This is a genomic window from Streptomyces sp. NPDC031049 (genome assembly GCF_055571015.1).
This window is the reverse complement of the sequence record NZ_JBVIGC010000007.1, coordinates 133,821-147,926: the sequence shown is the minus strand read 5'-3', so window position 1 is coordinate 147,926 and position 14,106 is coordinate 133,821. Positions and strand designations below refer to the sequence as shown.

Below are 14,106 nucleotides of genomic sequence, written 5' to 3'. Positions count from 1 at the left end.
GCTGCTCCGTGGTCGGGTGCGGGTGGGTGCTGCGGTGGTCGCCGGACGGCTGCGCTCTCCGGTCACCAGGTGTGGGTCACGACGGCGGGGGCCGATGTGGTGTACAGCTCCCCCACGGCACGCAGTTCGAACCGTGCGCCGCGCTCGCCGTCCTCGGGCCGCAGCCCGCCGGCGAAGAAGGCGTACTGGCAGGTGCCGCCGAGGAACCGCCGGGTGCCGTCGGCCAGGACGCGGTGCAGGGCGTAGTGGCGGACGCCGTCGCGCCGCCCCCGGCTCCAGGCGAACCGCAGGCCGCCGCCGTCCGCTCCGGTGATCCGCAGGCCGGCCGGGGCGGCGGGCGCCGGCCGGGTGGCGCCGCGCACGGCGAGGCCGCCGAGCCGCCAGCGCGCGGGGCGCCCGGCGGCGGTGAGCCGGACGCCGAGGGCGTGCACGGTGCCGCTCAGGCCGGTGAGCGGCACCGTCACCGTCCGCCAGCCGGTTCCGCCGGGCACCGGCAGATACGTGTACGGCGGCGGGTCCCCGGCGCGGCCCGGCTCCCCCGTGGCCACGGCCAGCTCGACGGTCACCGCCCCGGCGTCGGTCCGGTGCGTGACCTCGACGACGGTGTCCGGGCCGACGGGCAGCCGGGTGGCGTACAGGTCCACCTCGGCCGGCGCGTCGAGGGCGCCGTCCACCAGGAGGCTGCTGCCGCCGCGCCAGGCGTCCGCGAAGTCGAAGCCGACCGCGGGCCGCTCCCCCGCCGTGCGCACGACCCAGCGGCGGGACGGCAGCCGGTCCTGGAGCCCGAGGTGGTTCCACGGAGCGTCGGAGGTCACCTCCCCGTCCTCCCACCAGCGCAGCCCGTGACCGGTGTTGAAGACGGTCGCGAAGGGCACGGACGTCACGGTGGACCGGTCGGCGACGGACACGGCGGGCGCCCGCCAGGCGTCGCCGTCGTCCGGGCGGGACGGGTCCAGGGAGCGTCCGGTCCAGAACCGGTCGTCGGCGGCGTGGAAGTCGGCGGGCGTGCGCCGGTCCGCCGGCAGATGGTTGCGGGTCCACTCCGGCCGGTACAGGCCGATCGAGGTGACGTGGGGCCGGTCCTTCGGGACGATCGCGTCCCAGTTCTCGGACGTGTTCCAGCCGTTCGCCTCCACGTCCACGCCCGCCCACAGCTCGTAGCGGCTGCGGCCGAGCCGCTCGGCGGTGCGGCCGGAGGCGGCGAGGCGGTCCGGTGTCCAGCGGAAGTCCACGAACATGTCGTCGGCGGCCTCGAAGAACGCCTGGTTGCGGTCGGTGAGCCCGCCCTGCCAGCTCACCTCCCCGTCCACGGTCATCGCGTCGTACCAGGTCACCCGCTGCCCTCTGGCGCGGGCGAGGGTCTTCAGCTCCCGCACGAAGCTCAGCATGTCCGCGCCCAGCGCACGGTCGCCGCCGCCGGTCTCGGCGTTCACGAACCAGCCGTCGAAGCCGTACGCCTCGGCGACCTCGACCAGCCGCCGCGCCAGCGGGTGGCGCCCGGCGGGGTCCCGCTGCACCAGGTCCCGGGTCCACCGCAGCCGGCCGCCGTAGGCGACGGGCGGCAGGAAGACGGTGCCGAGGACGGGCACGCCGTGGCGGTGGGCGGCGTCCACGACGGGGGCGTTCGGCGCGAGGATCAGCCCCTCGCCGGACGAGCCGCCCCAGAAGACGAGTTCGTCGATGTACGCCCAGTGGGTCAGGGCGTAGTGGTCGGCGGTCGCCGAACCCTGTGACGGGTTGGACGAGGTCGGTCCGAAGGAGACCAGGGCCTGGACGCGGGCCTGCCCGGCGCGGGCCGTGGGATGGGCCGGCACCGGGGTGAAGCGCGCGGCGAGCGGCTCCGTGGCCGCGTTGAAGGGCAGGTCCGGGTCGGTGCCGGCCCGCCACTCCTTCAGGCTGCGCCAGGTGATGCCGGGGCCGGGGGTGCCGTCGGGCAGGGAGTCGGGGAACCAGTAGGCGGCGTACGGCCGGCCCGCCGCGGCCCCGGGGCGGGCGTGTGCCGGCCAGGCCTGGCCGGTCAGGGCCAGGGCGGCGCCGGCGGCGAGCAGGACGGTGCGTCGGGTCGGTCCGTCGGTGTTCACGAGCGGGTGCCTCCTTGGGTGGGGAGTACCTGTCCGGGCGTGACGACCTCGGTGATGCCGCGCGCGGCGAGGTGGCCGCGGTCCCGGGCGCGGGTGTCGAGGACGGTGGTCGGGCGGGCGCCGTCGGCGACGAGCCGGAAGAAGGCCTCGAAGACGGGGCCGCCGGGTGCGCAGCGGGAGCGCCGCCCCGGGTCGGCGGGGACGACGAGGGCGGTGGCGCGCGGCGCGGTGACGCGGGGCAGTGCGCGTTCCGAGCGGGCGGCGCGGGCCAGGACGGCGGCGACGTCCTTGGGGCGGCGGTCGTTGGTCAGCACGCCGAGGCCGTACTCCAGTTCCGGGAAGTCGGCGAGGCGCCGGGAGACGTCGTGGGAGCACCACCAGGTGACGCCCCACAGGCCGGGGCAGTCCAGGGCGGCGGCGACGGTGGCCTCGGTGAAGGCGGCGGCGTGCTCGGGCGGCACCAGGGGGGCGGGGGCGCCGACCTCCTGGAGCCAGACCGGGCGGTGCGGGTCGCCGGCCCAGGCCTTGCTCAGCTCGACCAGGTAGGCGGCGTGGTGCTCGGCGGGGACCGAGGCGTGGCCGTGGCGCTGGGCGGTGCCGTTGAACACCCAGGAGTGCACGGCCGTGACGGCGCCGAGGCGGGCGGCCTGGGCGGGGGTGAACGGCTGGTCGTCCTGGTACCAGGTGGCGTCGTACTCGGCGTGCAGGTGCATCCGGCCGGGGGCGCCCTTCTCGCAGGCGGCGAGCATCCGCTCCAGCCAGCCGTCGATCTCCTCGCCGGTGGCCCGGTCGGGGTCGGGGTGTGGTGCGGCGGAGAACTGGTTGACCTCGTTGCCGAGGGTCATGCCGAGGAAGTTCGGCCGACCGGCGAGGGCGGCGGCGAGGGTGTGCAGGTAGGCGGCCTGTCCCTCGATCACCTCGGGGTCGGTGAACAGGTTGCGCCGGTGCCAGGTGCGGGTCCACGCCGGGAGGAAGTCGAAGCTGCTCAGGTGGCCCTGGAGGCCGTCCACGGCGACGTCGAGGCCGCGTTCGGCGGCCGCGTCGACGAGGGCGAGGAGGTCCTCGACCGCGCGGGCGCGGATCAGGGAGCGGTTGGGCTGGAAGTAGGGCCACAGCGGGAAGACGCGGACGTGGTCGAGGCCGAGCGCTGCGATGGAGTCGAGGTCGGCGCGCACGGAGTCCAGGTCGAAGTCGAGCCAGTGGTGGAACCATCCCTCGCTCGGGGTGTAGTTGACGCCGAAGCGCACGGCAGGGGGCATGCGGTGTCCTTGGGGGTACGGGTGTCGGGGCGGCTGTCAGCCCTTGACGGCGCCCTCGCCGACCCCGCGGAAGAAGTACCGCTGGAGGCAGGCGAAGAGGACGATCAGCGGCGCCACGGCGATGATCGTGCCGGCGGCGACGAGGCGTTCGTCGTTGGCGAAGGTGCCGTGCAGGTAGTTGAGGCCGATCGTGAGGGTGAACTTGGAGGGGTCGCTGAGCACGATGAGCGGCCAGAGGAAGTCGTCCCAGGCGCCCATGAAGGCGAAGATCGCGACGACGGCGAGGGTGCCCCTGACCGACGGCAGGGCGATGCGCCAGAAGCGCTGCCAGACGTTGGCGCCGTCGACGTAGGCGGCCTCCTCGATCTCGTAGGGCAGGTTGAGGAAGGCGTTGCGCATCAGCAGGACGTTGAGAGCGCTGACGCAGCCGGGCAGCAGGACGCCGAGGAGGGTGTTGTTCAGGCCCAGCTCCCGCATCGTGGTGAACTGGGCGATGATGATGCCCTCCACTGGCACGAGCATCGCCAGGACGAACACCAGCGTGGTGACGCGCCGGCCGCGGTAGCGCAGCCGGGCCAGCGCGTAGCCGGCCAGGGCCGCGCCGACGCAGTTGGTGACGACGTTGGCGGTGGCGACCTTCAGCGAGTTCAGGGCGTAGTCCCAGACCGGGATGGTCTCGGAGACCCGTGCGTAGTTGTGCAGGGTGGGGTCGGCGGGGAGGAACCGCGGCGGGGAGCTGAAGATGTCCTCGGTCGGTCCCTTCAGCGAGGTCGACAGCTGCCACAGGAACGGGCCGATGGTCAGGGCCAGGACGGCGAGCAGCAGGGCGTAGCGCAGGGCGAGTTCCCAGCCCCGCACGCGGCGGCCGTGCTCGTCGGTGATCCTCGGCTCGCGGGCCGGCGCGGTCCTGGGGGTCCCGGCGGCCGGCGGGGCCTTCTCCACGACGCTCACGACTCCTCCCTCCGGTCGGCGCGCAGGACGAGCAGCATCAGGGCGACGGTGACGGCGAAGACGACGACGGAGATGGCGGAGGCGTAGCCGACCCGGCCGGTCAGGCCGGTGCCGGTGCGCTGCACCAGCATGACGAGGGTGGTGTCCTCGCCGGCCGGGCCGCCGCTGGGGCCGGCCATCAGGTACACCTCGGAGAACACCTTGAACGCGGCGACCGAGGACAGCGCGGCGACCAGGACCATGGTGGAGCGCACCGCGGGCACGGTGACGGTGAGGAAGCGGCGCACCGGGCCGGCGCCGTCGACCGCCGCCGCCTCGTGCAGTTCGCGCGGCACGTTGGCGAGCGCCGCCAAGTAGATGATCATGTAGTAGCCGAGGCCCTTCCAGACGGTGACGCCCATGGCGCTCAGCAGGATCAGCCACTGGTCGCCGAGGAAGCCGACCGGGCCGGCGCCGGCCGCCTCCAGCACCGAGTTGACCAGGCCGCGGTCGTCCAGCATCCACACCCAGATCAGGCCGACGACGACGATCGAGGCGACGACCGGGGTGTAGAAGGCGGAGCGGAAGAAGGTGATGCCGGGGATGTTCTTCTGCACCAGCAGGGCGAGCAGCAGCGGCAGCACGACCAGGGCGGGGACGACGCCGAGGACGTAGAGGGTGCTGTTGCGCAGGCCGGTCCAGAACATGTCGTCGTGGAGCAGCTCGCGGAAGTTGGCGAGGCCCACGAACTCGCCGGGCACCAGGGTGCGGCGGTCGGTGAAGGCGTTGACCAGGGTGGAGACGAACGGGTACAGGATGAACGCGCCGGTGATCAGCAGTCCGGGCGCGGCGAACAGCCAGGGACTGGTGGCCAGTTGCCGCCGCACGCGCCGGACCGGGCTCCCGGAGAGGGTGGGACTCGCCATGACGGGTCAGCCCTGCTGCCGCAGCAGCCGGTTGCAGGCCGTGACAGCGTTGTCGAGGGCTTCCTTCGGGCTCTTCTTGCCCTGGAGGGCCTTGGCCACCTCGTTGCGCAGCTCGGTCTTCATCTGCTCGCTGAACAGCACGGGCGTGTAGTTGACCGCGGTCTTCAGCGACTTGGCGGCGGCCACCCGGACTCGGGTGACGTCGGTGCCGTCCTCCTCGGTGAAGTACGGGTCGTCGAGGGAGCCGGCGGTGCTCGGGAAGATGGCGACCTTCTTGGCGAAGGACATCTGCTGCCGGGCTTCGGTGACGTGGTGGGCGAAGGCGACGGCGGCGGGCTTGCGGTCGCTCCGCGCGTTGACCATCACGCCCATCACGTACATGTTGACGTGACCGGTGCTGGTGATCTGGTCGGTGATGCCGATGTTCTCGTACAGGTTCGGGGCCTGCTTCTTGAAGGTGGCGAGGTCGAGCGCGCTGCCGGGGTTCATCGCGACGGCCCCGGTGAGGAACTTCTTGCCGGACGACTCCGGCGTCGCGGTCAGCGCCTGCCCGTCCAGGGCGCCCGCCTCGTACAGCTCCTTGTAGCGGGTGAGGAGTTCGACGCCCTTGGCGTCGTCGAAGGTGAAGGCGGTGCCCTCGTCGTTCATCAGGGGGACGCCGTAGCGGCCGAAGTCCTCGATGGTGGGCACGTTGGCGAGCGTGGCGACCTCACCGTCGGTCTTCTCCGCCATCCGCAGGGCCTGGTCGAAGAGTTCACCGTAGGTCCGCGGCGGATCGGCGGGGTCGAGGCCGGCCTTCTCGAACAGGGACTTGTTGTAGAACAGCGGCCCGGTGTTGAGGTACCAGGGGAAGGCGTACGTGCCGTCCAGGCCCGGTACCCGGTGGCTGGCCCAGGCGCCCTCCAGGTACTCCTTCTCGTACTGGGGCGCGGCCTTGTCCAGGTCGAGGGCGAGGCCCGCCTTGGCGAGCGGGGCGACGAGGTCCGGGGAGACGTTGACGACGTCGGGCAGGGTGCCGCCGGCGGCGTCGGCGCTGATCTTGTCGGCGTAGCCCTCGGCGGGCTGGTCGACCCACTTGACGTCGGTGCCGGGGTACTTCTTCTCGAAATCGGCGATCAGGTCCTCGAAGTACGTCTTGAAGTTGGCCCGCAGGTTCCAGGTCTGGAAGGTGATGTCGCCCTCGACCTTGCCGGAGGCGTCGGCCGAGCCGCCGCCGTCGCCCCCGGAGCCACAGGCGCTGAGCGGCAGCAGAAGGGCGGCGACGGCGACGGCGAGTGTTCTGCGTGAGGTGGGCACGGTGACACGTCTCCCTGGGCGGCGGTCGGCTGGATGCCAGCGCACCTTGCCGGGCGGTTCCGAGGAAAGTCAATGGATTCACCCGAACTAAAGAAATCTCTGCTTCATTAGTGCAGGTCGGAGCGGGTTCGGGGAGAGGATTGCCAAATCCCGCTAATGCGCTTTAGGCTCCTCGCACTCAAGCGCATTAGTGATCAGTCGAGGAAAGGGGCGACCATGCCGGCCAAGCGGCCCGCCGCGCGCCGGCCGACGATGAAGGACATCGCGCGCCGCGCGGGGGTCTCCGAGAGCGCCGTCTCCTTCGCGCTGAACGGCCGCCCGGGGGTCTCCGAGGTGACCCGGGACCGGGTGCGCCGGGTCGCCGAACAACTGGGCTGGCGGCCCAGCACCGCGGCCCGGGCGCTGTCCGGCGAGGGCGCGGCGACGGTCGGCTTCGTCCTGGCCCGGCCCCCGCACACGCTCGGCGTGGACTCGTTCTTCCTCCAGCTCGTCTCCGGCATCCAGGAGGTGCTGGCGGAGCGTCATCTGGGGCTGCTGTTCCAGGTGGCGGCGGACGTGGCGGACGAGTGCGCGGTCTACCGGCGGTGGTGGGCGGAGCACCGGGTGGACGGCGTGCTGGTGGTCGACCCGCGCTCGGCGGACCCGCGTCCGGACCTGCTGGACGAACTGGGCCTGCCCGCCGTGGTCATCGGCGGCGCGCCGGACGAGCGGCACCCGGGGCTGTCGACGGTGTGGGCGGACGACGCGGGTGCGATGGCCGCCCTGGTGGACGGGCTGTACGCCCGCGGCCACCGGCGGATCGCGCACATCGCCGGGCTGCCGGGCCTGGCGCACACCGAGCGCCGCATCCGCGCCCTGCGGGCCGAGGCGGAGCGGCGCGGCCTGACCGAGGTGCGGTCGGTGACGACGGACTACTCCGACGCCGAGGGCGCCGCCGTGACCCGCCGGGTCCTCCAGGCGCCCACCCCGCCGACCGCCCTGATCTACGACAACGACGTGATGGCCGTCGCCGGGGTCGCCGCCGCGGCCGAGCTGGGCTTCGCCGTGCCGGCCGACGTGTCGGTGGTCGCCTGGGAGGACTCGGCGCTGTGCCGCATGGTCAAGCCGTGGCTGTCCGCGCTCTCCCGGGACAGTGTGGAGTTCGGCCGCACGGCGGCCACGGAACTGACGGCCCTGCTGGACGGCGGCCCGGCCCGCACGGTCCGGGTACCGGTGCCCCGCCTGATCGAACGCGACAGCACCGGCCCGGCCCGCCGGCCCCGGGACGCCTGAACCCCGTCCGGCCACAGGATCGGCGGCCCGCCCGACGCCGGGGACGCCTGAACCCCACCCGCAGGCCCGGCGGCCCGCGCCTGCCGTGGGTCTCGACGCGGTGCCCTTGGCCAGGGCAGAGTGCTGCCTGCGTACCCACCAGTAGCCAGCCGCACCGCACCCGAGGAGCCTTCGTGACCCACTGGGCCGGCCGGACCGCCGTCGAGATCGCCGCCGCCGTGCGCGAGAAGCGCGTCACGCCCCGGGAGGTGGTGACCGAGCACCTCGCCCGCATCGAACGGCTCGACGCCGGACTCGGCGCCTTCCGCACCGTACGGGCCGAGGCGGCGCTCGCCGAGGCCGACGAGGTGGGCACCCGCCACGACCTGGCCGAACTGCCGCTGGCCGGCGTGCCGGTGGCGGTCAAGGACAACCTGGCGGTGCGCGGCGAGTCCCGCCGGGTCGGCTCGGCCGCGACGCCGGCCGCACCCGCCGGCGCCGACCACGTCACCGTCGCCCGGCTGCGCGCGGCCGGCGCGGTCGTGGTGGGGCTGACCAACGTCCCGGAGCTGTGCGTGTTCGGCACCACGGAGGGCGTGCACGGCACCGCCCGCAACCCGTGGGACCCGACGCGCACCGCGGGCGGTTCCTCGGGCGGCAGCGCCGCCGCGGTGGCCGCCGGCCTGGTGCCGGTCGCGCTCGGCAACGACGGCATGGGCTCGCTGCGCATACCGGCCGCCAACTGCGGTCTGGTCACCCTCAAGCCGGGCCACGGCGTGGTCCCGGCCGGCATCGGCGAGGGCGACTGGTTCGGCATGGCGGAGAACGGCCCGCTCGCCACGACCGTCGAGGACGCCCGGCTGCTGCTCACGGTCCTGGCCGGCGACGCCGCGCCCGGCCGGAGCGAGCCGGGCATGCGCCGGATCGCTGTCTCGCTGCGCAGCCCGATCGCCGGGGTCACCGTCAGCCGGCCGTACGCGGCCGCGGTGCGCGAGGCCGCCGAGGTGCTGATGAAGTGCGGCCACCAGGTCCGGCGGGCCGACCCGCCCTATCCGGCGACGCTGGGCCTGACCGCGCTCGTCCAGTGGACGGCGGGCACCTCCATGGACGCCCGGAGCCTGGACCCGCGGCTGCTGGCCCGGCGGACCCGGGTGCACGCGGCCGTGGGCCGGCGTCTGACCGGCACGGCCGCCGCGGGCCGCGGCAGGGAGCGGCTGCGCGCCCGCCTGGAGCCGTTCTTCGCCGAGTACGACGTGCTGCTCACCCCGGCCCTGGCCCGCCGCGGCCCCCGGGCCGCGCCCTGGCACGAGCGCGGCTGGCTGCGCAACATCGCGGCGAACACGGCGTACTCGCCGTTCACCCCGCCGTGGAACCTGACCGGCCGGCCCGCGATGTCGGTGCCGCTGGGCAGCCTGCCCTCGGGTGCGCCGTGCGCCGTCCAGCTGGTGGGCCGGCCGGGGTCGGAGGGTGAGCTGCTGGCGCTGGCGGAGCAGATCGAGCGGCTGCGCCCGTGGCGGCGGACGGCGCCTGCGCCCGCCGGAGGGGGTCTCACAGCGCCCGGTACATGATGTGCAGCCCGACCGGGCCGAGTCGCGGGTGCTCGAAGGCGTCCGGGACGGTGCCGAGGACCGTGAACCCGAGGGAGGTCCACAGGCGCACCGCGGGGTTGGTCTCGACGACGGCGTTGAAGACCATGCCGCGGTATCCGTCGTCCTTGGCGGCGGCCAGGACGTGTTCGGCGAGGGCGCGGCCCGCGCCGCGGCCCGCGTGCTCGGGGTCGACCATGAAGCCCGCGTTGGCGATGCGGGCGGCGGGGCCGCCGTAGTTGGGGGTGACGTAGGCGGAGGCGATGACGGTGCCGGAGTCGTCCTCGGCGACGAAGACCCGCTTGGCGGGGTTCATCCACAGCTCCCGGGCCCGCTCCTCGGGGGTGCCCGGGTCCCAGGCGTAGGTCTCGCCGGCGGCGACGATGCGGTGCCAGAACGGCCAGATGCGAGGCCAGTCGTCGGCCGTTGCTTCCCTGATCAGCATGGGCGTGAGTCTCGCACGCCCATGCCGTCGGCGATCGCTGGGGCGGCGTCAGTCCACGCTGGGCAGGATGTGCGGCTCGGCGAGGTCCTCCTCGTAGCCCGCCAGACGGATCGGGGCGGAGCGGGCCCACACGTCGAGGCTGCCGAGCTCTCCGGTGCGGCGGCCCGTACGTTCCGGGCGTTCCTTGGGGCGCTGATCGCTGTTCGAATTCTCCGGTGTCACCGCGCACTCCTTCTGTGTCGGTCACCCTCGGGCGTCGCCGGCCAGTCTGCTGTCCGTCGCCTGACGCCCGCTCGGGTCTCGGTCAAGAGCAGTTAGGGACGCGGTGGCGCCGGTAACTCGACTGGGAGGAGGCCGTTGTGCCCCGGCTCGTCCCATGACGGGCTGTGGGTGTGGGTAGGACCCGTGCTGCTGCCCGTCGGCTCCAGATTAACCAAATGAGCGGGGGTCCGCTCTATGGGGCTGAAAACATGGTGTAACCATCACGCGTCCTGCGGTGCGGAGTTGGGCCGTTCTTCACCGATTCGTCCCGCGACGCCCGGCACATGACTCACCCGATCGGCGCACATCACCGAGCGCGTCTGCGAACGTCGCAGGAGAGTTGATTGCGCAGTTCAAATGCCGTTGGCCGGGCCGCAAGCTCCTCATGGTCTGCTGACGGACCGCAAGGGCTGTCTCGCGGGAGGACCGACGCATGGAGCTGCGCAGCGTCGAGGAGCTGATGGACCTGCTGTACGCCTGCCGGGGCTCGCGCGGCCCGGCCGGGCCCGGCGGCGGACCGGCCGATCTGCACGACCACGCGCTGCGGACCGCCGCGCTGCTGCGCCGCAGCCGCCCCGCCGACAAGGAACTCCAGGTGGCGGGGCTGGTGCACCCCGTGGGCCGGCTGCTGTGGCCCGCCGACCCGGCCGGCGGCGCGGACCGCACGGCGGACGCGATACGCCCGCTGCTCGGCGAACGCGTCGCCGGACTGCTGCGCCTCCACCACCGGTCCGGCGCCCCGGCCGACGACGATCTGCTGCGGCTGCGCGAAGCGGGCGAGGAGGGCCGGGTCGCCGTCTTCGACGCGGGTGTCCTGGAGGACTGGCGCACGGTGCTGGAACTGCTCGCGGCACGGCAGTCGCGACTGGGGGCCGTCGACTGACCGCTCCGCGCCCCGGACCGCCCCGGCAAAGCGGGCGCGGGGCGCGTCTCACGGACCGCGCGAACGGAGCGTGCGCGAAGCGCCGTCGCGGCGGCCCGCCTACCACTTGCCCGGCGCGTAGTCCTTCAGGAAGACGCCGTACAGGTCCTCGCCCGACTCGCCGCGCACGATCGGGTCGTAGACCCGGGCCGCGCCGTCGACCAGGTCCAGCGGGGCGTGGAAGCCGGCCTCGGCGAGGCGGACCTTGTCGGGGTGCGGGCGCTCGTCGGTGATCCAGCCGGTGTCGACGGCCGTCATCAGGATGCCGTCCTTGTCGAACATCTCCTGCGCGCTGGTGCGCGTGAGCATGTTCAGGGCGGCCTTGGCCATGTTGGTGTGCGGGTGTCCGGCGCCCTTGTAGCCGCGGTTGAAGACGCCCTCCATGGCGGAGACGTTCACGATGTACGTCCGCCGGGACGGCGAGGCCGCCATCGCCGGGCGCAGCCGGCTGATCAGGATGAACGGCGCCGTGGAGTTGCACAGTTGCACCTCCAGCAGCTCGACCGGCGTGACCTCCTCCACGGTCTGGATCCAGCTGTTGGTGTCGTGCAGGTCGGGGACGAGTCCGCCGGCGTCGATGGCCGTGCCGGCCGCGATGCGCTCCAGGGACGCCGAGCCGGAGACCAGCGCCAGGTCGGTGACGTCCTGCGCGGTGAGCGCGCCGCCGCCCGCGATCGGCAGCTCGGCGACCGCGCCGGAGCCGAACGTCCCGATCACCTCGGCGGCGGGCAGCTCACCGGCGGGCAGCGGGCCGGACTCGGCGGCCAGCAGCTCGCTGTAGGCCTGCGGGGAGCGCCGTACGGTCTGGGCGGCGTTGTTGATCAGGATGTCCAGCGGGCCCTCGGCGGCGACCGAGTCGGCGAGGGCGACGACCTGGGCGGGGTCGCGCAGGTCGATGCCGACGATCTTCAGCCGGTGGATCCACTCGGCGCTGTCCGGCTGGGCCTTGAAGCGGCGGATCGCGTCGTTCGGGAAGCGCGTGGTGATCGTGGTGTGGGCGCCGTCGCGCAGCAGCCGCAGCGCGATGTACATGCCGATCTTGGCCCGGCCGCCGGTGAGCAGCGCCCGCTTGCCGGTGAGGTCGGCGCGGGCGTCGCGCCGGGTCCGGTTCTCGGCGGCGCAGGTCTGGCAGAGCTGGTGGTAGAAGTAGTCGACCTCGACGTAGCGCTGCTTGCAGACGTAGCAGGAGCGGGGGCGCTGGAGTATCCCCGCGATCGTGCCTTCCTCGGTGCGGGAGGAGGGCAGGATGCCCTCCGTCTCGTCGTCGATGCGCTGGGCGGAGCCCGTGGCCGTGGCCTCCGTGACCGCCTTGTCGTGGGCGGTCTTGGCGGCCCGGCGTTCCTGGCGGCGGCGCTGCTTGACCGTGCGGTAGATGTGCGAGGTGGCCCGGCGGACCAGGATCGCGTCCGGGTGGTCGACATCGAGCTGGTCGAGTTCCTCGAGCACGCTGAGGCAGACGGCCAGCCGTTCCGGGTCGATCCCGGGGCCGTGCCCGGACCCGGCCGCCCCGTCCGTGGTCGCCGAGCCGTCCTGTGTCACCGTCATCGCCGCTGCCGTTCCTTGGGTCACCCGTCGCGGCGCTCCGACTCGCGCCCGCTTTCGAACCGGGGATTTTACGCGAGCGCCGCGGCGGGCCGCCAAACCGGACCGGGACCGCCCAGGATCACCCGAGGGATCACCCGGCGTCCCCGGGCCGGAACACCCGGCGTCCCCGGACCGGACCGCCCGGGGATCAGGGGTCGCAGACGGTGATCAGCTCCGCCACCTCCTCCGACACGGCGCGGGCGAGGAGGTCGAGGTCCGGCACCGCGCGGGCGTCGGCGACCAGCCCGAAGTGCACCTGACCGCGGTACGTGGAGACGGCGACCGCCAGGGAGTGCCCGCGGGCCAGCGGCGCGAACGGGTAGACCTCGGTGAGCGGGTTCCCGCCGAGCCGCAGGCCGAGGCTGGGCAGCGGCACGCTGGTGACCAGGATGTCGAACCACAGCCGGGCGGCCCCGCCCACCAGCGGCCCGCCGAGCCGGTGACCGAGCGCCGGGACGTGGTCGGCGAGCAGCGCCACCGCGCCGGCGCCCCGGCCGGGCCCGGCGTCCTTGTTGCGGTCCATGGCGGAGCGGACCGCGCCGAGGCGGCCGAGCGGGTCCGGATCGGCGACCGGGAGCCGTATCAGGTACCCGGAGAGCCGGTTGCCGGGCGGCTGGGCGGAGCGCGGGCGCCGATTGGAGACGGGGATCAGGGCGCGCGGCAGGACGCCCTCGCTGCCGTCGCCGCGTGCGTCGAGCCAGCGGCGCAGCGCGCCGGCGACGACCGCGATGAGCACGTCGTTGACGGTGCCGCCCTCGGCCTTGCGGACGCGGTGCACGTCGTCCAGGTCGACGGCCACGCCCGCGGTGCGGCGGGTGCCGGAGGGCTCGGCGGTGAGCGCGGGCGAGGAGCGCACGTCGAGTCCGGACAGGGCCGCGCTGGCGCCGATGTCGAGGGCGCGGCCCGCGTCGCGGAGCGCGCCGCGCAGCAGCTCCGGCACGCGGCGCACATCGGGGAGCGGACCGCGGCGCGGCTCCTCGGGGCGGGGCCGGGGCGCGGGCATGTCGAGCGGGTCGAGGATGCCGGCGGCGAGGGTGAGCGCGCGCAGCCCGTCCGCCAGCGCGTGGTGGAACTTGAACAGCACGGCGAAGGACACCCCGTCCTCCCCCGGCAGCACATGGGCCTCCCACGGCGGCCGGTGGCGGTGGAGCGGGCGTTCCATGAGGCGCCCGGCGTCGGCCTGGAAGTCGGCCGTGGGGGCGTGCAGCCGGATGTGGTCGAGCGGGTCGAAGCCGGGGTCGGGTTCCCGGGCCGCGCCGCCGAAGGAGAACGGCCGGCGCAGGGCGAGCGGCGGCTGCCACACGTCCCGGATCCGCATCCGCAGTCCGGGCACCCCGGCGGCACGGGCGGCGAGCAGGTCGGCCGCGTGGGCGCCGGCGGTGGGGGAGCGCGCCGAGAAGATCCCGAGCGCACCGAGGTGCATGGGGTGCTCGGCGGATTCGATGTTCCAGAACGCCAGGTCGAGGGGAGCGAGCAGGTCAGGAGTCAAGGGCTTGCCTCGCGTCGACGAACGGATGGACCAGCAGTCAATCGCCCCTCGACGATTACGGTCAAGTACGATCAGG

Annotated in this window: 12 protein-coding genes; 3 read left to right on the top strand and 9 right to left on the bottom strand. The window is 73.9% G+C overall.

Annotation, left to right across the window (positions count from 1 at the left end; all coding sequences use genetic code 11):
• Positions 1–62: 62 nt before the first annotated feature.
• From ACZ45Q_RS14310 to ACZ45Q_RS14290, 5 genes are read right to left on the bottom strand one after another with little or no spacing between them, the layout of a single operon-like run.
• Entirely contained in the window at positions 63–2,081 is a 2,019-nt protein-coding gene (locus ACZ45Q_RS14310; RefSeq protein WP_468259845.1) for an endo-beta-N-acetylglucosaminidase, read from the bottom strand.
• Entirely contained in the window at positions 2,078–3,340 is a 1,263-nt protein-coding gene (locus ACZ45Q_RS14305; RefSeq protein WP_468259842.1) for a glycoside hydrolase 5 family protein, read from the bottom strand. Before ACZ45Q_RS14305 ends, ACZ45Q_RS14310 begins: the two co-directional genes overlap by 4 nt.
• 36 nt (positions 3,341–3,376) lie before the next feature.
• Positions 3,377–4,291, bottom strand: coding sequence for a carbohydrate ABC transporter permease (locus ACZ45Q_RS14300; RefSeq protein WP_468259839.1), 915 nt, complete (start codon positions 4,289–4,291; stop codon positions 3,377–3,379).
• Positions 4,288–5,196: a carbohydrate ABC transporter permease gene (locus ACZ45Q_RS14295; RefSeq protein WP_468259836.1), complete on the bottom strand. Its 909-nt coding sequence runs from the start codon at positions 5,194–5,196 to the stop codon at positions 4,288–4,290. The genes ACZ45Q_RS14300 and ACZ45Q_RS14295 overlap by 4 nt, the downstream gene beginning before the upstream one ends.
• Positions 5,197–5,202: 6 nt before the next feature.
• Positions 5,203–6,492: an ABC transporter substrate-binding protein gene (locus ACZ45Q_RS14290; RefSeq protein ID WP_468259833.1), complete on the bottom strand. Its 1,290-nt coding sequence runs from the start codon at positions 6,490–6,492 to the stop codon at positions 5,203–5,205.
• A 216-nt stretch (positions 6,493–6,708) separates the two neighbouring features.
• Between ACZ45Q_RS14290 and ACZ45Q_RS14285 the strand changes: the two genes are divergently transcribed.
• Positions 6,709–7,764 (top strand): LacI family DNA-binding transcriptional regulator, encoded by a 1,056-nt coding sequence (locus tag ACZ45Q_RS14285; RefSeq protein ID WP_468259830.1) that lies wholly within the window; start codon positions 6,709–6,711, stop codon positions 7,762–7,764.
• 173 nt (positions 7,765–7,937) lie between these two features.
• Complete coding sequence (locus ACZ45Q_RS14280; protein WP_468259828.1) at positions 7,938–9,311, top strand: amidase; 1,374 nt, start codon at positions 7,938–7,940, stop codon at positions 9,309–9,311.
• Here the strand turns inward: ACZ45Q_RS14280 and ACZ45Q_RS14275 are convergent.
• Positions 9,292–9,774: a GNAT family N-acetyltransferase gene (locus ACZ45Q_RS14275; protein WP_468259825.1), complete on the bottom strand. Its 483-nt coding sequence runs from the start codon at positions 9,772–9,774 to the stop codon at positions 9,292–9,294. The two genes, ACZ45Q_RS14280 and ACZ45Q_RS14275, sit on opposite strands and share 20 nt — an antisense overlap.
• Before the next feature lie 48 nt (positions 9,775–9,822).
• A complete protein-coding gene (locus ACZ45Q_RS14270) occupies positions 9,823–9,996 on the bottom strand; it encodes a hypothetical protein (RefSeq protein ID WP_468259822.1) in 174 nt (57 codons plus the stop codon).
• Positions 9,997–10,468: 472 nt separating this feature from the next.
• Here ACZ45Q_RS14270 and ACZ45Q_RS14265 point away from each other — a divergent pair, with 472 nt between their 5' ends.
• Complete coding sequence (locus tag ACZ45Q_RS14265) at positions 10,469–10,918, top strand: hypothetical protein (protein ID WP_468259820.1); 450 nt, start codon at positions 10,469–10,471, stop codon at positions 10,916–10,918.
• Positions 10,919–11,017: 99 nt separating this feature from the next.
• Here ACZ45Q_RS14265 and ACZ45Q_RS14260 read toward each other — a convergent pair whose 3' ends face one another.
• Together ACZ45Q_RS14260 and ACZ45Q_RS14255 are read right to left on the bottom strand one after the other, a co-directional pair.
• A complete protein-coding gene (locus tag ACZ45Q_RS14260) occupies positions 11,018–12,502 on the bottom strand; it encodes an SDR family NAD(P)-dependent oxidoreductase (RefSeq protein WP_468259817.1) in 1,485 nt (494 codons plus the stop codon).
• A gap of 187 nt (positions 12,503–12,689) precedes the next feature.
• Positions 12,690–14,030, bottom strand: a complete 1,341-nt coding sequence (locus ACZ45Q_RS14255; protein ID WP_468259815.1) for a wax ester/triacylglycerol synthase family O-acyltransferase — start codon at positions 14,028–14,030, stop codon at positions 12,690–12,692.
• Between the last annotated feature and the right edge of the window lie 76 nt (positions 14,031–14,106).